The 19,213-nt window shown below is 63.1% G+C and carries 18 protein-coding genes; 14 read left to right on the plus strand and 4 right to left on the minus strand.

Annotated features, from left to right (window positions below; genetic code table 11):
* Nucleotides 1-155: 155 nt before the first annotated feature.
* The 5 genes from fumC (at nt 156) to CRO50_RS12760 (ending at nt 3,035) form a co-directional block, all read left to right on the plus strand.
* On the plus strand, nt 156-1,550 hold the full coding sequence (fumC, locus tag CRO50_RS12740) for a class II fumarate hydratase (protein WP_097146290.1): 1,395 nt from the start codon (nt 156-158) through the stop codon (nt 1,548-1,550).
* A gap of 133 nt (nt 1,551-1,683) precedes the next feature.
* The gene (locus CRO50_RS12745) at nt 1,684-1,968 is read left to right on the plus strand and encodes a hypothetical protein (protein ID WP_097146291.1); all 285 of its coding nucleotides are present in this window, start codon (nt 1,684-1,686) and stop codon (nt 1,966-1,968) included.
* Nucleotides 1,969-2,005: 37 nt separating this feature from the next.
* Nucleotides 2,006-2,203, plus strand: coding sequence for a DUF4169 family protein (locus tag CRO50_RS12750; RefSeq protein WP_097146292.1), 198 nt, complete (start codon nt 2,006-2,008; stop codon nt 2,201-2,203).
* Nucleotides 2,200-2,445 (plus strand): ribbon-helix-helix domain-containing protein, encoded by a 246-nt coding sequence (locus CRO50_RS12755; protein WP_097146293.1) that lies wholly within the window; start codon nt 2,200-2,202, stop codon nt 2,443-2,445. The genes CRO50_RS12750 and CRO50_RS12755 overlap by 4 nt, the downstream gene beginning before the upstream one ends.
* Nucleotides 2,442-3,035 (plus strand): nucleotidyltransferase family protein, encoded by a 594-nt coding sequence (locus CRO50_RS12760; protein WP_097146294.1) that lies wholly within the window; start codon nt 2,442-2,444, stop codon nt 3,033-3,035. Before CRO50_RS12755 ends, CRO50_RS12760 begins: the two co-directional genes overlap by 4 nt.
* Here the strand turns inward: CRO50_RS12760 and CRO50_RS12765 are convergent.
* The 3 genes from CRO50_RS12765 to speB all read right to left on the minus strand — a co-directional run bounded on the left by CRO50_RS12765 (nt 2,977) and on the right by speB (nt 10,364).
* A complete protein-coding gene (locus CRO50_RS12765; protein WP_097146295.1) occupies nt 2,977-4,707 on the minus strand; it encodes a Hint domain-containing protein in 1,731 nt (576 codons plus the stop codon). The genes CRO50_RS12760 and CRO50_RS12765 overlap by 59 nt on opposite strands.
* A 593-nt stretch (nt 4,708-5,300) precedes the next feature.
* Nucleotides 5,301-8,708: a Hint domain-containing protein gene (locus CRO50_RS20150; protein ID WP_179747272.1), complete on the minus strand. Its 3,408-nt coding sequence runs from the start codon at nt 8,706-8,708 to the stop codon at nt 5,301-5,303.
* 693 nt (nt 8,709-9,401) lie between these two features.
* Entirely contained in the window at nt 9,402-10,364 is a 963-nt protein-coding gene (gene speB / locus CRO50_RS12775; protein WP_097146296.1) for an agmatinase, read from the minus strand.
* 264 nt (nt 10,365-10,628) lie between these two features.
* On the opposite strand from speB, the gene CRO50_RS12780 reads away from it, so the two are divergent.
* From CRO50_RS12780 to CRO50_RS12820, 9 genes are all read left to right on the plus strand, one after another.
* Nucleotides 10,629-11,333, plus strand: coding sequence for a YoaK family protein (locus tag CRO50_RS12780; RefSeq protein ID WP_097146297.1), 705 nt, complete (start codon nt 10,629-10,631; stop codon nt 11,331-11,333).
* Between the two features lie 1,526 nt (nt 11,334-12,859).
* The gene (locus tag CRO50_RS12785; protein ID WP_097146298.1) at nt 12,860-13,111 is read left to right on the plus strand and encodes a type II toxin-antitoxin system RelE family toxin; all 252 of its coding nucleotides are present in this window, start codon (nt 12,860-12,862) and stop codon (nt 13,109-13,111) included.
* A gap of 11 nt (nt 13,112-13,122) precedes the next feature.
* Nucleotides 13,123-13,452, plus strand: a complete 330-nt coding sequence (locus CRO50_RS12790; protein ID WP_097146328.1) for a helix-turn-helix transcriptional regulator — start codon at nt 13,123-13,125, stop codon at nt 13,450-13,452.
* A gap of 321 nt (nt 13,453-13,773) precedes the next feature.
* The gene (locus CRO50_RS12795; RefSeq protein ID WP_143516918.1) at nt 13,774-14,094 is read left to right on the plus strand and encodes a hypothetical protein; all 321 of its coding nucleotides are present in this window, start codon (nt 13,774-13,776) and stop codon (nt 14,092-14,094) included.
* A gap of 87 nt (nt 14,095-14,181) precedes the next feature.
* Nucleotides 14,182-14,622, plus strand: a complete 441-nt coding sequence (locus tag CRO50_RS12800) for a c-type cytochrome (protein ID WP_097146300.1) — start codon at nt 14,182-14,184, stop codon at nt 14,620-14,622.
* A gap of 1 nt (nt 14,623) precedes the next feature.
* A complete protein-coding gene (locus CRO50_RS12805) occupies nt 14,624-16,003 on the plus strand; it encodes a multicopper oxidase family protein (protein WP_097146301.1) in 1,380 nt (459 codons plus the stop codon).
* The gene (locus CRO50_RS12810) at nt 16,000-16,404 is read left to right on the plus strand and encodes a c-type cytochrome (RefSeq protein WP_143516919.1); all 405 of its coding nucleotides are present in this window, start codon (nt 16,000-16,002) and stop codon (nt 16,402-16,404) included. Before CRO50_RS12805 ends, CRO50_RS12810 begins: the two co-directional genes overlap by 4 nt.
* A gap of 76 nt (nt 16,405-16,480) precedes the next feature.
* On the plus strand, nt 16,481-17,305 hold the full coding sequence (locus tag CRO50_RS12815; protein WP_179747273.1) for a DUF305 domain-containing protein: 825 nt from the start codon (nt 16,481-16,483) through the stop codon (nt 17,303-17,305).
* Nucleotides 17,306-17,316: 11 nt separating this feature from the next.
* Nucleotides 17,317-18,078 carry a MauE/DoxX family redox-associated membrane protein gene (locus CRO50_RS12820; RefSeq protein ID WP_179747274.1) on the plus strand — a complete coding sequence of 254 codons (762 nt, stop codon included), beginning with the start codon at nt 17,317-17,319 and terminating at the stop codon, nt 18,076-18,078.
* A gap of 439 nt (nt 18,079-18,517) precedes the next feature.
* On the opposite strand, the gene CRO50_RS12825 is transcribed toward CRO50_RS12820, so the two are convergent.
* Nucleotides 18,518-19,213 (minus strand): DNA adenine methylase (locus CRO50_RS12825; protein WP_097146303.1); only part of this gene is annotated, 696 nt, incomplete at its 5' end.

Consider the following 19,213-nt stretch of genomic DNA (forward strand, 5'->3'; position numbering starts at 1 on the left):
GGCCCGTTTCCCCTCAAGGCCCCGCCCTTTGTGATCACAAGAGGCGTTTCCGGGCCTTCAGGCCCCCTCCATATGGAAAATGTTAGCGGGAACGGCATTGAAACCGTGCCGTGATACGGTAAACCACCTGCGACGTTCCTTTTCGGAGACCTGACATGTCGCAGACCCGTACCGAAACCGACAGCTTCGGCCCTCTTGAAGTTCCCGCCGACAAGTACTGGGGCGCTCAGACCCAGCGGTCGATCATGAACTTCCCCATTGGCTGGGAAAAGCAGCCGGTTCCGATCATCCGCGCGCTTGGCGTGGTCAAAAAGGCCTGTGCCATGGCCAACAAGGAGCTCGGCACCCTGGAGCCCGAGATCGCCGATGCGATCATCGCCGCCGCCGGTGAGGTGATCGAGGGCAAGTTCGACGACAACTTCCCGCTGGTGGTCTGGCAGACCGGGTCCGGCACCCAGTCGAACATGAACGCCAACGAGGTGATCTCGAACCGCGCCATCGAGATGCTGGGCGGCGAGCTGGCCTCGAAGTCGCCGGTGCACCCGAACGACCACTGCAACATGGGTCAGTCGTCGAACGACACCTTCCCGACCGCGATGCACGTGGGCATCGCCATGGCCGCCCGCGACACGCTGATCCCCGGACTGGAGAAGCTGGCCGCGGCACTGGAAGCCAAGTCGGAAGAGTTCAAGGACATCATCAAGATCGGCCGGACCCACACCCAGGACGCGACCCCGCTGACCCTGGGCCAGGAATTCGGCGGCTATGCGCACCAGGTCCGCAAGGGCATCGAGCGCGTGAAGTCGGCCCTTGGCGACATCTACGAGCTGGCCCAGGGCGGCACCGCCGTCGGCACCGGGCTGAACACCAAGAAGGGCTGGGCCGAGATGGTCGCCGCCAACATGGCGGAAATCACCGACCTGCCCTTCGTCACCGCGCCCAACAAGTTCGAGGCCCTGGCCGCCCATGACGCGATGGTCATGTTCTCGGGCGCGCTGAAGACCGTCGCCGCCTCGCTGTTCAAGATCGCCAACGACATGCGCCTGCTGGGCTCCGGCCCGCGCTCGGGCCTGGGCGAGCTGATCCTGCCGGAGAACGAGCCGGGCTCCTCGATCATGCCGGGCAAGGTGAACCCGACCCAGGCGGAAGCGCTGACCATGGTCTGCGCCCATGTCATGGGCAACGACGCGGCCATCGGCTTTGCCGGCAGCCAGGGCCACTTCGAGCTCAACGTCTACAACCCGATGATGTCCTACAACGTGCTGCAGTCGATGCAGCTGCTGGGGGACAGCGCCTCGGCCTTCACCGACAACATGGTCGTGGGCACCCGCGCCAATGTCGAGCGTATCGACAAGCTGATGAAGGAAAGCCTGATGCTGGTGACGGCGCTGGCACCGACCATCGGCTACGACAACGCCACCAAGGTTGCCAAGACCGCGCACAAGAACGGCACCACCCTGAAGGAAGAGGCCATCGGCCTGGGCTTCGTCGACGAAGAGACCTTCGACCGCGTCGTGCGCCCCGAGGACATGATCGGCCCCAAGGGCTGATCGCCTCGACCTGAAGATTTGCAGACGGCGCCCCTCGGGGCGCCGTTTCGCGTTTCCGGCAGGGCCCGTGCCTTTTGGCGACGGAAAGCCCGGCGCGCAGCGTATCAGGAGGGTCCGGAAGAGAGGAACCCCGATGACCCGCCTTGCCCTGCTGCTGATGCTCGCGCCCCTGGCCGCCAGCGCCCAGACCCGACCCACCGATCTCATCGCCGCCGATCTCGGCATCGAGGAGGCGCAATTCGTCGCCTGTTTCGCCGATGTCCGCCCCGATCCCGGCCATGCGCCCTCGGGGCCGCGCCAGAGGGCCAACAAGGCGGTCCTGCTGCCCTGCCTGCAAGCGGCCAATCCGGCGATCACAAATGCGGCCCTGGACCGTGTGATGGACCGCTACCGGCCCGAGGGGCCGATGCGCAAATAGCGCTGACACCCCGAGGGGGCCGTGCTAGGATTTCTCCATGGCCGAGATCACCAACCTCAACCAGTTCCGCAAGCAGAAGGCCCGCGCCGAGAAGAAGGCGCGCGGCGATGCCAATGCGGCCAAGTTCGGCCGCACCCGCGCCGAACGCACGCAGAGCGAGGCGCGCGAAGAGGCCGCCCGGCGGCAGCTGGATGGTCACAAGCGCGAGCCCGGCACGGATGAGCCCGAGGCATGAGCGCCCGGCCGGTGAAGCGCTCCCTGACGCTTCAGGGCCACCGGACCTCGGTGTCTCTGGAGGATGAGTTCTGGAAGGAATTCAAGCGGCTGGCAGAGGCGGCAGAGAAGCCGGTGAACCAGCTGGCAGCAGAGATCGACAATGCGCGCGGGGTGGATATCGGGCTGGCCTCGGCGATCCGGCTCTACGTGCTGCGGGCGGTGAAGCGCGAGGCGGCCGCCGGGCCAGAGCCGGGCCGATGATCGCCACGCTGCTGCTGGCCGCAGGCGCCTCGCGCCGGATGCGCGGAGGCGACAAGCTGCTGGAAGAGATCGACGGAGAGCCGCTGCTGCGGCTGATGGCGCGGCGCTGCCTGGCGGCCCGGCTTGGCCCGGTCCTGGTCCCGCTGCCGGCCCTCGACCACCCCCGCGCCGCCGTGCTGCAGGGCCTCGATGCGAGGCCCCTTGCCGTGCCCGAGGCCGCCGAGGGCATGGGCGCCTCGATCCGTACCGCCGTGGCGGCGCTCGACATGCCCCTGCGTGGCGTGCTGATCCTGCCCGCCGACATGCCCGAGATCACCACCGAGGATCTGCAGAGCCTCGCCTCTGCCTTCCAGGGCACCCCCCTGCCCATCCTGCGCGGCGCCAGCGGCGAGACACCGGGGCACCCGGTGCTCTTTCCCGCCGCGCTGATGCCCGAGCTTGAAAAGCTGAACGGCGACCGCGGGGCCTCGCCCGTGATCGCCGCTCACAAGGATCTGCTGCGCCTGGTGCCCCTGCCCGGCGCCCATGCCACTACCGACCTCGATGCACCCGAGGCATGGTCAGAATGGCGGCGCTCTCGCGGCCGCTGACGATGCCGCCCTCGGCGCGCAGGACCTGGGCCTCGTGGGACTTCAGGCTGCGACGGGCAGAGGCGAAACCATCGAGATGACGGGTCTCGGCCAGTTCGGGGAAGAGATAGTGGATCTCGGCCCGCTGCGCCTGGTCCAGCGTCTTCATCGAGTAATCGCCCGGCTGGAAGCTTTCTGACCATGCTCCATTGGCCAGGATGACCTCGTGCTGGTCAAAGAGCAGGTGCAGATAGGTGACCTCCCGGTTTGACAGGCGCTCGACCCCCGGCATGCCTGCCAGGTCCTTGGCCGCCACCAGCACTTCGCTTTCCTCGTAAAGCAACGAGGCCCGGTCCGAGCGGATCAGCATGCGGTGCTGCGGCGAGACCACGAGGTCCCGGTGCGGCAACCCGTTGCCAAGCGCGCCCTCGCGCAGCAGCACGGGCTGAAGGTGCGGCGCGGCGGCCAGCTCTTGCGGGCCGAGGGTCCGCTTCCCGATCCAGCGCAGCTCCTGCATGCCGTTGTCGCGGGTGATCACCCGGTCGCCCGGCTGCAATTGCTCGACCGGCACCTCGCCACGCATGGTGGCGATCAGCGAACCGGGGGCAAAGCAGATGGTCCCGTCCGGGACGCTGGTGGTGCGGATCTGCTCGATGCCACGGTAGGTGATGCGGCCCAGTTCCTGGCCGCTGCCGGTCTTCATCAGGATGCGGCCGTCTTCCAGGCCGGGGCCACCCTCTTCGTAGATGATCTGCAGGTCGGGATACATGGCGTAGTATTCCGAGAGGTCCAGCACGTCCCAATCGGTATCGCCGGGATCTTCGCCGCCGTAGACGTAGAGATTGTTGAGGTTGGTGCCATCGGCCACGGCGCGCAGCACGTCGTCACCCGAACCGCCATAGAGCTGGTCCTGGTTGCCGTTGCTTTCCAGCGTGTCGTTGCCCTGGCCGCCGTAGAGCGTATCCGTCGAGCGGTTCCAGCCCTCGTCGCCGGCGTTCAGGAAGTCATCGCCTGAACCGCCGTGGATCGTGTCCTGGCCCTGGCCGCCATAGACCGAGTCATCGCCCCGGCCCGCCTCGATCGAGTCCTCTCCGCCGCCACCGTCGATGGTGTCCCGGCCTTCGCCGCCAAAGAGCTTGTCTCGGCTGTTGCCGCCGTCGATCAGATCATCGCCGCTCTCGCCGGTGATCGTGTCGCTGCCATCGCCGCCATAAAGCGCATCGTGGCCGTCTTCACCTTCGATGTCGTCATTGCCGTAGCCGCCAAAGATCGTGTCGTCGCCGGAATCCCCGTCCAGCCTGTCGTCGCCGTCGTGGCCCCAGATCTGGTCGTTGCCGTCGTCGCCCAGCACCTTGTCATGGCCCGAGCCGCCATAGATCACGTCATCGCCGGAATGGGCGATGATCGTGTCATCACCGTCACCCGCATCGATCGTATCGTGACCCTCGCCACCATAGAGCTTGTCGTGATCCGTACCGCCTTCGAGGTAGTCGTCGCCATGGTCCCCGGACAGCGTGTCGCGTCCATGGCCGCCATAGAGCTTGTCGTCGCCGTTCCGGCCGTCGAGATCGTCATTGCCGTTGCCACCCTGAATGGTGTCATCGCAATCGGTGCCATCGAGGTTGTCATCGCGGTCGGTGCCGGTGATCGAGCGACCCGATCCATCGTGGCTGCCGCCATATCTACTAGTCATCGTAAACCTCTCGAAGCACGAATCTCTACCTGCCGGGCGTCGTCATGCCGGTTCTTGTTCTTTGACATCATGAAAGGCCGGTTTCCGGGATCTCCCCGGCAGCGCCCGACCTTTGCGCCCCCGGAGCTGACTTAGACAAACTTTTCGGAAAAACGCAAACGGTGCCGGGTGATTTGCTCGGAAAGCAGCGCAATGATGGCGTACGAACAAGATCTGTCGCGCAACGGCAAACAATTTACCTTTCCGCTCGACGTGCAAATGACCGGAGCGTCAACTGACGCGCAGGTCAGCCATGCGCCATAGGTCAATCAGCACAGGCGCCTGGCCGCGTTGATTCGCAACCCAGGCGCGTGCAGTCAGGAAATTTACTTTTTATTCACCATGTTACGCCTCGATATTGTCGCAATCCGCGAGACGGTCGATGGCCGGGGTTCGCTGGCCCAGAGGGGTCCAACCGCACCCGAGGAGCTGTCGGCAGGCTTAAGGTCCCCTCCGCCAACAGCGCCTCGGGCGGGCCGGGTGCCACCGGACAAAGATCCGGCGGCCTTGCCATGTCGTCCCCCGATGACATGGCCCGGCTGCTAGCTCACTTTCTATCCGAAGGTCAGCAATTCGGCCTCGTGCTTCTTCAGCGTCTTGCGGGCAGAGGCGTAGCCCTCGAGCCCGGCACTCTGGCGCAGGTCGGGGAAGAGCTCGAAGATCTCGTTGCGCTGCGCATTGCCCAGCCCGTCCATGGTCTGCTGCCCCGGCTGGAAGCTTTCCGACCACGCACCGTCCGACAGAACGACCTCGTGCTGCTCGAAGAGGAAGTGGATATAGGTGGTCCGCTCCGTCTCGAGGCGCTCGATGCCGTCGAGGCCGGTCAGGTGCTTGGCCGAGACCAGAACCTCGCGGTCCTCGAAGTAGAGCGCGGTCTTGTCGTTGTTGATCAGCATCCGGTGGTTCGGGCTGACCACCATGTCACGCTCGGGCAGGCCACGGCCCAGGGCGCCGCGGCGGATCAGCACCGGCTGCAGGTGGCGCGCCTTCATCAGCTCTCCGCCCCTCAGGTTGCGGGTGCCGATCCAGCGGATCTCCTGCATGCCGTTGTCGCGGGTGATCACCCGGTCGCCTTCCTGCAGCTCCTCGACGCGCACCTCGCCACGCGGCGTGGCGATCAGCGTACCGGGGGTGAAGCAGGGCACGATGTTCTCGATATCCGCGAAGGTCGACTTGCCGAGGTAGTTGTTGCCGGCGTCGTAGTATTCGACCTCACCGTCTTCCTTGTCGGGCGAGGTGTAGTTGATCTTGATATGGCCACCCGTGGGCGCCGCGCTGGTCAGGTCGAGCGTATCGTAGTCGTCGCCCGAGGCGCCGCCGTCGATGAAGTCGCCGATCCCGGCGCCGGTGATCACGTCGCGGCCACCGCCGCCGTAGATCTGGTCGGCCTGGTCGTCCTCGTCATTGGTGATCGTGTCATCGCCCGCCGCACCAAGGACCTCATCGGCACCGGTGCCTGTCGAGATGGCGTCATCGCCCGAGGCCCCCTCGACCGAGTCGTCGCCAGACCCGGCAAGGATCACATCCGCGCCACGGCCACCATAGATGGTGTCCTCGTCGATGCCCGCATCCAGCGTATCGTCACCCGAGCCGCCATAGAGCACATCATCGTCGTCGCCGGTGGTGATCGAGTCATTGCCCCGTCCACCACGGACCACGTCCATGTCGTTGGTCGGCACCGGGTCGGTGGCATCGGGCTCGTTGGCGTAATCCATCGAGCTGGTCGAGGCACTGGCGTCGATCACGTCGTCGCCGGAGTTGCCGTCGATGCTGTCCGAGCCATGGCCGCCATAGATCTCGTCCGCGTCACGGCCGCCGGTGATGGTGTCGTCGTCGATACCGCCGTAGATCAGGTCCTCGCCCGAGCCGCCGTCGATCAGGTCGGCATCATCGCCGGTGATGATCGTGTCGTTGCCCATGCCGCCATAGACGGTGTCCTTGCCGTCATCGGGGTTGGGATCCGAGGTGGCCGGATCAGAGAACAGCGGCAGGTTCGGATCATCGCCCGAGTAGTCCGAGAAGGCGTCGATGCCCGCGACCAGGCTGTCATCGCCCGAGCCGCCATAGACTAGGTCATTGCCGAGCGAGCCGGGGATCGTGCCGTTCAGCGTGCCGTCGACGGTGTCGTTGCCGGCACCGCCATAGATCACGTCGTCATCCATACCGCCGTCGAGGCTGTCATGGCCTTCGCCACCGATGATCGTGTCCGCATCGTCCCCGGTCGAGATCGTGTCATCGCCGGTGCCACCGTCCACGTAGTCCCGGTCATCCAGCTGGTCGGCGCCGGTCTCGTAGGGGATGCCGTCGAAGGTCTCGTGATCGTTCAGCTGGCTGGAGGAGCCGGACGAAATGGAGTCGTTGCCCGCCCCGCCATAGACCTCGTCGCTGCCTTGGCCAGCCGCGATGGTGTCATCGCCCGAGCGTGCGTCGATCACGTCGTCATCGCCGCTGTCGCCGACGATGATCGCGTCGTCATTGTCGACGAAATCACCATCCGGGTCGCCGGTATAGCCGACATCGATCGAGTCATCGCCGGAGGTGCCCGAAACGATCCCGTCACTGCTGGGATCCGGCGGCGAGGGGTCGACAAGGACCTCCTCGACATTCTCGTAGGTCATCGTGCCGGTGACATTGTCGTCGCCGTCATAGAAGGTGACCGTCCCGGCCTCATCATCGCCTGAGGCTTCCTCGACCGAGACCTTGTAGCCGCGCAGGTCCAGCGTATCCCAATCGTCGCCGCTTTCGCCGCCATCGACGTGATCGCCGTCAGAGCCGCCAAGGAAGGTATCGCGGTCGGCGCCGCCATAGGACAGGTCCGCGCCGGCCCCGCCCGCAAGCGTGTCGTCACCGCCTTCGCCAAAGAGCGTGTCCTCGCCCGAGCCGCCGTCGATGACGTCGTTGCCATCGGAATGGGTGGTGACAGAGCCATCCTCTACGCTGCTGGTCACGTCATAGGACATGTCAGTCAGGATGATGCCCGAGGTGCCGTGGTCGACCTGGGTGTGCACGATCTCGATCTTGGTGACCGGACCGGGAATGGTGACCAGCGCCGAGGTATGGCCGGAGGTCGGGGAGAGGTCGTGGTAGGGCACGCCCGAGAGAAGGGTCTCGGTTCCCTCCGCGCCGTCGTTGTCGCTGGCAATGACATAGCTGCCCGCGTCGACCTCGATATCGACCTGATTGCCGTCTTCGTCATAGGCACGGATGATGACCTTCGACTTCAGGTCGATGTCGTTGATCCGGAAGGTGACATCATCGACTTCGGCGGAGAAGTCGAAGCTGTAGGTCGCCGTCTCGCCCTTGGTGTCCAGGTAGGACATCATGCCGGAGGTGCTGTCGACGCTGCTGCTGCCGTCCTCGGGCACCACCCCGTCGACGTTCTGCTGATCGTCGCGGTAGTAGGTCTGGGGCGACCAGCAGGTGTTCTCGGTCGAGAAGGTGACGTTGACCTGGCCGGTGTCCTGGGTCTGGTCCTTCAGGTAATCACCGTCATCGACCCGGTTGCCGTAGTAATCCTTCAGCTTGTCCCAGTCGAAATCCTCGCGCCCGCCCGCATCGGGGGCAGAGCCGGTGTCGCCGTAGATCAGGTCGTTGCCGCTGTCACCGGACAGGCTGTCGCTGCCCAGCCCGCCCGAGACCATGTCCTCGCCCGTGCCGGCCGAGACCGTATCATTGCCGCTGCCCGCATAGACATCATCGTCACCGGCGCCGGACGAGACGGAATCGTCACCGGCACCGGCCAGCACGATATCATCGTCGCCGGTCTCGCCATCCAGGATTGCGTCGTCGTTGTCGACCCGGTCGCCGTCCGGGTCCCCGGTATAGGCGGCGTCGATGGTGTCGGCGCCAGAGGTGCCGTCCACATAGCCGTCCGGGGAGGAGCCGCCGCCGTAGCCGTCATGGCAATCGTCGTCGTCGCCGCCGCCGTAGCCGCCTCCATAGGACCAGTACGAACCGCCCATGTCGTCACCCTCTCTCTACCCCCGGTCATTTCCCGACCGGCCGCGCGCCCTTGCCGGGTCTGCGCGAAGAAAAATAGACGTCTTCCGACAACCGATGACACCGGGGTCCCGTTACAGGCATGTCCGAACCGCTCCGGCCAAGCCGGTTCCGGTTCTGAACCCGGTCCGCATCATCAAGACGCAAGACGTTTCTCAAGGGACCGCCCCATGGCCCCGAAAAGGTGCCCTCCCAGTCGGGCACTACGGTGTTACCGTTTATGACCCCACCCTCAAAGGGAAAACCGGGCCAGAAAAAGGCACGAAAAAGGCACCGCCCCGCGGACGCCGCCGCTTTTCAGTCACTTTCAGCCCCTGAAAGGCGCTGATTGTTGACACGCAAAAGCCATGTGAATTGCGCTAAGCTGATGATAAATAATGACTTATGGTGTCACCGCATAGGCCGGCCGCCAGAATGCTGCCGCATTCGTTTCTATCGTTGAAACAGTTTCTACCTGCGATTGCGGCCCCATTCCCTCCACATTTTGACCACTTTCCACATGTGCACAGGTACTTCTGTGGCCAAGTTACATCAAAAGTGCCAGAGAAAATTGCATCGCAAATGCAAACGGTCTCGTATGGAGCGCCAGGAGGTGAGGCATTGATTCGGCCTGGGCACCCCCTGCCTGCCCCCTGCTCTCACCCCGCTTGCCGCCCCTAGAGGCCCTGCCTGTGATGGGCCACCCGGCCGATCAGGTTCATCAGCACCTGCGCCGCCAGGATCGAGGTCGAGCCGGTGGGATCGTAGTCCGGCGCCACCTCCACCAGGTCGATCCCCACCACCTCGTTGCGCCGCGCGATCCCGTCCAGCAGCTCCAGCACCTCGTAATAGAGGAAGCCGCCATGGCTGGGCGTGCCCGTGCCCGGCGCGATCGAGGGGTCGAAGGCGTCGATGTCGATGGTCAGGTAGATCCGCTCTCCCTCGGGGATGCGGCGCAGCAGCGCCTCGGTGCCGAGTGTCCGCGCCTGGCGCACCGACAGGATGTCCGAGCCCATGGCCCGCGCATCCTCGTAGCCCTCGCGCGAGGTCGAGCTGACATTGCGGATGCCCAGCTGGGTCAGCCCGGTGACATAGCTCTTCTCGGCGGCGCGGCGCATCGGGTTGCCATGGCCGTAGCGGACCCCGTGGCGCTCATCGACAAAGTCGAGATGAGCGTCGATCTGCACGAGGTGGAAGGGCTCCTGCCCCTCGAAGGCGTTGATGCAGGGGATGTTGACCGAATGGTCGCCCCCGATGACCACCGGCAGCGCACCGGAGGCCAGGATGCGGCGCACCCCGTATTCGATGTTCTCATGGCTGCGCAGGGTGTCAGTATGGATGATATCCGCGTCACCGATATCGACGATGCTGACCCGCGCCGGATCAAGATAGGTGACATCATCCTCGTGGTCATAGGCGCCGGCGTGGCCGAAGGAAAACAGCGTCGAGGCCTCCCGTACGCCGCGCGGCCCCATCCGTGCCCCCGCCCGCCACTGGGTGCCGGCATCGAAGGGCGCGCCCATGACCGCCACATCGGCGTCGATGGCATTCCAATCCTCGACAAGCGGGTACTTCCCGAAGGTACAGATCCCCACGAAAGGCAGGTTCAGCCGCCCGGTTTCATAGCCATGTCGTGTCATATGCACCCCCATCCAACTTCGCCGCAGGTTAGACAGAGCCCGCCCCCAAGGTCGAGGGCCCCTGACCCGAAGCATCGGCTCGCGTGACCTGCCGCCCGCAATCGAGGCATCGGGCAACACGGGCAACCCACCGTCGCCCCGACGCTGGCCTGTCGAGGACCGCCAACAGCTTGCAGGCGGAAGAAGAGCCGCATTGCCATCTGGCATTCACGGCACCAAGGTCGCGGCACCAGGATGGTAGAGGCAACTGAGCGAGGCCGGAACATGCTGATCCATGTCGGCGATGAACGAAACGGGACGATTGACAGCTACCTTGCGGCGGCCCTGTCCACCATCGCCGGGGCGCTGAACGCCGTTGGCTTTCTCGTGGCGCAATCCTTCACCGCCAATATGACGGGCAACCTCTCGGCCTTCGCCGACGAAGTTGCGCGCGGCTCCTGGCGAACAAGTGTCGGCTTCCTGCTTCTCCTGGCCCTCTTCATCGGCGGGGCAGCCCTCGCCGCGGCCTTCATTTCCTTCGGAGAGCAGCGTGGCATCCGATCAATCTACGCCGCAGCCATTGCGGCCGAAGGGGGGATCGTCCTTGCCCTGGGCCTTGTCCTGTCGTCCTCAGAGAGCATCTCGCACATGGTTCTCGTCGGCAGCCTGAGCCTCGTGATGGGCCTTCAGAACGCGGTCACGACACTGATCTCCAGCTCGCGCGTCCGGACCACGCATGTATCGGGGATGGCCACGGACATCGGCATCGGCCTGGCCGCGCTCCTGTCACCCGGAGGCTCAAAAGACGCGGCCCTGCCGAAGCTGCGGCTGCATGTCCTGACGCTCTCTGCCTTCGCTTGCGGAGGGATCGGCGGCGCCATGCTCTATGACCACGTGGGCACCTGGCTTTTTGCCCTGGCCGGAGGCTGCCTCCTGGCCATCGCCCTGCCGGAAGTCTTCCGTGCGCGCCAGCTGCCGCGCTCCGACTAGATCGGACGCCAGGCGGCACGCCATTTCGCACGGACGATGAATACGCCGCGTGCCCTGCACGGCCCTGAGCCGAGGGTTATCCAAGGGCCGCAGCCATGATCGCGGTGCAGGCTGAAGACCGGGCCCCGGCGCCCAAGGCATCAAGACCCGCCGCTTGCTTTGTCCCGCCATGTTCTAGGCCGCCCTCGCGCCTCGCGCTCAAATGGGGACGATGACACGTAGCGGATATGGTTGTGGGTGCGCCTATGGCCTGGCTTTGGGATGCTGCCGAGCCTTTGAAAACCTCCGAGCCAGGCGCTGCGAATTAACGCTCCCGGCCCGGAGCCGACCTTTGGATGAGGCGCGGAGAACGGCAGGAACCGAGCCCAGATTGCCGCATGCTGCACGACGCACGAAATTCAGCATTTCGAGTGCAGCACTGTGTTTGATGGTTGCTCGGATTAATCTGTTTGGGGTTCCAATTTTCGCCTCCTTCTTGTATGTAAATTTGAAAGGCTCGTCATGTAATGCTCGGATCCAAGGAAGGATCAACTCGGTGAGAATCTGCATCAGCATGGTTTTTGCAGCGCTCTGCGCTGGAGGTTCAGCATTCATCTATGAAGCAGACGTCAACCCGGGTCACGGGCCAATGAGCCCGTGGTACATGGCAGGAATCGCAGCTTTCGCCGCAAGCGTTTGGGCGTTGTCTGTCTTCCCAAGGATGGGTAAGGGTTGGGTCACGGACGTTTTATGGATTGTGGCTGCATATCCTTGCGTCGGTGCTATCGCAGGTTTCTTCATTGCGTTTGGGCACCCCATCGGGATTTTATCCGGAGCGTACATTGCGATCGTTCTCCCGTTGCTATTCCAGCCGATGATTTGTACTTTTTACATCTCTGGTGCAGCGTTGGCCTTTATTTTGCCTCGTATACCACGAAATGCCTGAGCTGGCTTGGTCAACAGGAATTGCAAGAAACAGTCAGTCTTCGAAAGACTGCATTCGCACGATTAAGGGGAACGGAAGCTTTGTCCGCTGAGTAGACCTTGGTCTGACACGCAGCGAACTCCCGCTCTCCGACCTTCGACTCGTTGCCACCCGTTCATGCAGCTCTTGGGATGAATGTGGCGGAGGGGCTGGCAGAGAGCTTGCACGACACCTGGCGTGGGCCACCGCTCATGTCTCCCTCCCCCTCCACGCTCCACCAGAAGCCGGACCCACGTCAGCAGATCACAGACCGCGACCTTCGAGGTCCGGCCAAACCCCCAAAAGCGCCCTAAGTGCAGACGGCCTGGGCAAACCCCGGACCATTTCGTGTCTCTTCAATCATCATGCAGGGAGGTGGTGCCCCGCCCCGTACAGGCGCGGACACTGAAAAAACCTTCCAGATCAGCGAAATTGCGTCCCGCGCCACAGCATACGCCGCATCAGTGAAATCAAAGGGTTGCAAGACAAGTGTCCCACGGCTTCAGGCGGCTACATAGGCGAGAATGTAGCCATATAGCTACACACACTTGACAAAATGTAGCTCAATAGCTACAAGCATCATATGAAGCCGATCACCTACAAACCTGCTGCGATCCGCACTCTTCGCAAGATGCCCAGGAACGAAGCCAAGAGGATCACCGGCAAGATCGGGCAATATGCCGAAAACCCCTCGTCGCTGGCGAGCAACGTCAAGGCGCTGAAGGGCCGCGAGGGCATCCGGCTGCGGGTCGGTGACTGGCGGGTGATCATGAGCGATCACGGCGAGGTCCTGGACGTGCTGGCAATCGGCCCCCGCGGCGGGGTCTACGACTGAAGGATGCGATGATGAACGAGATGGTGACTATTTCCCGCGCAGAGTACGACCGTCTGCGCCAGGCGGCTGAGGATCTCTCTGACCTGCAGGCCTATGATCGGGCCATGGAGGCCGGCGACGGAAGCGTCCCGGCCGAGTACGTGAACCGGATCCTGAACGGAGAGCACCCGGTGCGGGTCTATCGCGACTGGCGCGGCCTGACAGCTGCTGCCCTGGCCGAGGCCTCCGGGGTGAACCGAGTCCAAATCACCCAGCTCGAGACCCGCAAGCGCGGCGGTACCGTGGAAACGATGAAGAAGCTAGCGGATGCCTTGGGTGTAGCGGTCGATGACCTGATCTGAGAAGGTTGACCAGGCAAGCAAGGCAGAAGGCAACTGTCAGCCTTTCTACGACATTCGTGCTTGGCGCGGTATAAGGCTAGGCACTGACATAAAGGGCGGGGAGCGGTCCTTCGCTGCACTCAGCATCAATGACCGCTGTGCGCAGGAAGCGGACATAGACTTGGGCGGGCCGCTGTCCACCCGACCTGGAGCTTTCGGCCCACACCGGACCTTCGCGCCTGGCGTGTCGGATGTCCGCTCTCCGCCCCAGGCGATACTTCATTTCGGGATTGACCGCAGCGTCGTCAGAACCCACTTATGGTGCTTGAATGGAGGGTCTTGATGCGTCTGATCGCCGTCATCTTTCTGACAAGCATCTTGTTGCTGGCAGCCTTCCCGCAAATTTCTGCCGCGGCGGCGGAGGTGCATGACTGTGCGGCCTGTCCGGAAACGATGTTGCCAGCAGATCGGCAAACCTCCGATAATCATCACCAGGTCGATGCGCCTTGCGCTGATATGTTGACCTGTGCGTCCCATGCCATTCTGGATTGCAGTCAACTCCTGCATGAAAGCGATCTAGTGCCGTTCGGTCATAAGTGGCCTGAGCCCCGAAGTGGCATGACGATCATCTTGTCCTTGGACCTCCCGCCTCCTCGCGCCTGAGCTAACTCCAGTTGAACCTGGGGCGATTTCCGTCGCCTCATCATCAGAGCGCGCGGCCTGCAAAGCCGTGCAGATCAGGATACTCCCATGAACAAATTCACCCTCACCGGGTCAGCGCTAATTGTCGTGGCGCTTGGTGCCTATGCAGTCACCCGCTCCTCAGAGCAAATCGCCCCCGTTCAGGAGACCACGGCGCCAGAGGATGGCGCGCCCATGGTGGCCGTCACGCTGCCTGATACGCTGTCGTCCGAGGGGACGATGGGGAAGCGGGCCTTCGATGCGGTCTGCGCCGATTGCCATGGCGATAATGCCGCCGGGAAAATGGGGATCGCCCCGCCTCTGATCCACAAGATCTATGAACCGTCGCATCATGGCGACATGGCCTTTCAGATGGCGGCTGCGAATGGCGTTCGCGCGCACCATTGGCAATTCGGAGACATGCCGCCGCAGCCCGGGGTGACCCGTGCGGACGTGACGTCCATCATCACCTACGTCCGCGAAATACAGCGCGCCAATGGGATCAACTGACATGAAGATGACACGACGCGCCTTTTGCGCAGGCCTCGCCGCTGTCCCGCTCGCGCGCCCTGCACAGGCGCAGGATATGGCGCTCCTGACGGCCAAGGCAGCCACGGTGCAGCTCGCCCCGGGTGGCTATCCGGCGACGCCGGTCTGGAGCTACGACTGGACGATTCCCGGCCCTGTCATCCGCGCCGCTCAGGGCAGCCGGTTGGAGCGCCGGCTGATGAATACGTTGGAGGTGCCAACCTCGGTCCATTGGCATGGCATCCGTATCGACAACGCCATGGATGGTGTCGCGGGGCTGACCCAGAACGCGGTGCCGCCCGGCGAGAGTTTCGACTATGCCTTCAAACTGCCCGATGCGGGAACCTACTGGTATCACGCCCATACCAATTCGATGGAACAGGTCGCGCGGGGTCTTTCCGGAGCCCTGATTATCGAAGAGGCGACGCCGCCTGATGTGGATCGGGACGAGGTCCTTATGATCGACGACTGGTTGATTGACCCCGATACGGGCCTGTTTATCGATAATTTCGCGGCGCCAATGCTGCGCAGCCACGGAGGCCAGATCGGCAACCTCGTGGGCGTGAACGGGCGCTACGACTACAGGCTTTCGGCCCGGCAGAACGAGCGGCTGCGGGTGCGACTGATCAACTCGGCCAACGCCCGGATCTTCGGCCTGAAACTGGAGGGGCTGACTGGCTGGAAGGTGGCTCTCGATGGCATGCCGCTCGACACACCAGAACCGGTGACGGATACGCTTGTGCTTGCACCGGCACAGCGCATGGATCTGATCGTCGATGTAATCGCAGCGGAAGGGGAAACCGCAGGGCTCCTCTTTGCCGCAGCGGATGATACCTGGCGCGTACTGGCGGACGTCTCTGTTGACGGACGTGCCGCGTCGGTGCCTCGCGGTGCGCCTCAGCCCTTGCCACGCAATCCACGCATGGAGGTTGTGGGCGTCGACGCCGCGCCTGTCCTTGAGATGCCGCTGCAGGGCGGTGCAATGCGTGGCTTGGAGAGCGCCACCTTCAACGGACAAAGACTGGGCTGGCAGGAGTTGGTGGAGAAAGGCCAGTACTGGGCGCTGGCCGGACAGGCCGGGCTAGGAGATACGCCTTTAGCCACCCTGTCGCGCGGGGAGACTGCGCGCATCCGCACGACCAATGACACGATTTTCCCACATGCGATGCACCTGCACGGTATGCATTTCAGGGTGCGCAGGGCAGACGGACGCCTTGGTCCGTTACGTGACACGGTTCTGGTCATGCCTAATGAGACGACGGAGATCGCCTTCGTTGCGGACAACCCGGGAAAGTGGCTGCTGCATTGCCACATGCTGGGGCACGCAGCGTCGGGCATGACGAACTGGATCATGGTCACATGAAGGGGCTGACCGCACTTGCGGCAACCCTTGCAAGCTGGGCTCACGCTGTCGCGGCAGAGGAAGGCATCGATGGCGCAGCTCTGTATCAGCAGTACTGCGCATCCTGCCATGGGGCGGAGCTTCAGGGGCAGCCGGACTGGCGCGGCCCCGGTCCCGACGGCCGTCTACCTGCACCACCCCATGACGCCACGGGGCACACCTGGCATCATGGCGACAACACCCTGTTCCGCATCACGCGGGATGGGACTGCCGCAGTGGTCGGTGGGGGATATGAAAGTGACATGCCGGGCTTTGGCGACAGCCTGAGGGATGCGGAAATTCGAGCGATCCTCGAATACATCAAATCCACCTGGCCCGAGCGCGAACGCGCTTATCAACGTGAAAGAACTCAGCAGGAATAGGCCGAAAAAGTCAACTTTTAGGGAACATCCACCCACTGGAAGGTTGTTGTTCCCTTAAACGCACTTGGAGGTAACGATGGCCTATTCCCGCTTTTTCCTGATGATTAGCGTGTCCACGGTCCTGATGTTCGGGTTGATGTACCTGAACACCTACTTGGTCAGCCATGTCTTCTGGTCGGAAACGCGCGCCTACATGGCCATTGTCATGGGGGCGGTGATGGCCTTCGTCATGCTGGCCTTCATGCTTGGCATGTACAAGAACCGCAGGCTAAATATCGCGATCTTCGCGGGCTCCATCATCGTTTTCGCAGGGGCGCTTTGGTTGGTGCGCAGTCAGGTGACGGTGCAGGACCGGGCTTACATGCGGGCGATGATCCCACACCATTCAATCGCCATCATGACGTCGTCGCGCGCGGAAATCACCGATCCAAGGGTGCGCGCCTTGGCGGATGACATCATCTACGCCCAGGACAAGGAAATTGCGGAGATGCGTTATCTGATCGCAGACATATCGGCGAACAGACAGGCGACCCCCGCCGGGGATGAACCGGCAGCCGAGTTGAAATCCGCTCGAGACGCCCTGTCCAGCGAGGTCGTCTCCAAGGTCGATCCCGAATTCCTGACGCAGGCAGATATTGCGCAAGTCTTGCCGGATGGGGCTGCGTGCAGCTTCACCTACACCGAGACGAGCCCGGCCGTGTTCGTGGCGGGGAGCGGCACTGCTCTGGTCAAGATCAGCGGGGATCTTGTCCAGCTGGATGGTAGCGGAGAAAGCTTCACGGCTGACCCGATCACGATTCAGATGCGCGATACGGAAGATGACAGCCTTCAGGATATCATCATCAGCGCGGGCCCTGACTACGAGGCCGGTTTCCGCGGTCAGTACACCTGCACGAATTGAGGAAGACGATTATGCGAAAAGATACCAAAAAAACCGCCGTTCTCTATCGCATGGTCATGCCTGAGCACACTTGCCCTTTTGGTCTGAAATCCAAGGATCTGCTGGAGCGCAACGGCTACACCGTCGAAGATCACCACCTTAAGACCAAGGTCGAGACCGAGGCCTTCAAGCGCGAGCACGACGTCAAGACGACACCCCAGACTTTCATCGACGGGGACCGGATCGGGGGGCATGACGACCTGCGCATCTTCCTTGGCATCGACCCGCCCAAGGAAGAGCAGAGCGACACGAGCTACCGCCCTGTCATCGCGATCTTTTCAGTCTGTGCCCTGCTGGCGCTTGGGCTGGCCTGGCACCAATACGGGACGATCCTGACTTGGCAGAGCTTCCAGTGGTTCATCTCGCTGTCGATGACGGTGCTTGCGATCCAGAAGCTTCAGGATGTCGAGCAGTTCTCGACCATGTTCCTGAACTACGACTTGCTGGCGAAACGTTGGGTGCCCTACGGCAAGATCTACCCTTACGGTGAGGCGCTGGCTGGCATCTTGATGACCGCGGGCGTCCTGACATGGATTTCTGCGCCCGTTGCCCTGGTCATCGGGACCATCGGGACGGTCAGCGTGTTCAAGGCAGTCTATATCGACAAGCGCGAGTTAAAATGCGCTTGCGTCGGCGGGAACTCCAACGTGCCGCTCGGCTTCATTTCCCTGACCGAGAACCTGATGATGATCTTGATGGGCCTTTGGATGGGCCTGCGTGCTCTCGGGTCATAAGATGAAAAATCGGGGCGTCGTCGTGACGCCCCGGTTTCCAGCTGACCGGCCTGAGAAGGATATGACTTAGGCAACGTGCTCTGACGCGATCGTGGATTTGAGGGTGGCGGTGACCAGCAGGATTACGACGCAGGCGTCGGGTCCAGCTGACTAACAACCACAGCAGTGCAGCCTTTCTGATTTTGCGCAAAACGGTCATCCGTGCGAAGTGCAGCGAATGTCGGCTCTCCGCCCTTGGTGTAAGTGCCTGGCGTCATGCTGCGTGTTGCACGAATGTCGTGGAAGGGCTGGGACCGGTCGTCCGATGCGCCAGGTGCGAAGGTCGGCTAAGGTCCGGTCGTGGCGTACCTGTTCTAGTCACCTATGCGGCTCACGACTGCGGTTTGTTTGGCGATCATAAGAGGCCGGCAGCTTCAGCCGCCGACCTCGCTACCGCCACCTAGAGCAACCCGACCGTCGGCTCGCGGTTCGAGATAATCAGCTCTGCCGCCTCGGACGCGCCACTCTTTGCGACAGTATATTTCAGCCTCACCGGCTCGATCTGGAAACCGGCGAACATGTCGCGGATCTCCGGCCGGTCATTAATCGAAAGAATGAACGCGCCCTTGATGCCCGCCAGCAGCTCGGCCATCTCGGCGAACTGGTCGCGTGCGAACAGGCCCTTGCCGTAGTCGTTTTCCCCGCCCCAGTACGGCGGATCGAGGTAGAACAACGCCTGCGAACTGTCGTAGCGCTGCAGCAGATCCTTCCAGTCCAGGTTCTCGAAGATCACACCGTCCAGGCGTTCGTGTGCGGCTTCCAGCAGCGGTTCAAGACGCGCCAGGCTGAAGCGACCACCGCGGTCGCTGGCCACGCCGAAGACACCACCGACCTGGCCACCGAAGGCCAGGCGCTGCAGGTAGAGGAAGCGCGCCGCTCGCTCCAGGTCCGTGAGCCCGGCTGGGTCCTGTGCGCGCAGTCGCTCGAACTCGCGGCGTGAGGTGATCTGAAAGCGCATGACGTCCATTAGCTGCGGGTAATGCCGCTGGAGGATGCGGAAGAGGTTCGTGATTTCGCCGTTGAGGTCGTTTGCGACCTCGCACTTAGGCTTCCAGGTGCGGCGCAGGAAGACGCCGCCCATGCCCACGAAGGGCTC

It is taken from the genome of Pseudooceanicola antarcticus (assembly GCF_900215355.1).
Taxonomy (GTDB): domain Bacteria; phylum Pseudomonadota; class Alphaproteobacteria; order Rhodobacterales; family Rhodobacteraceae; genus Pseudooceanicola; species Pseudooceanicola antarcticus.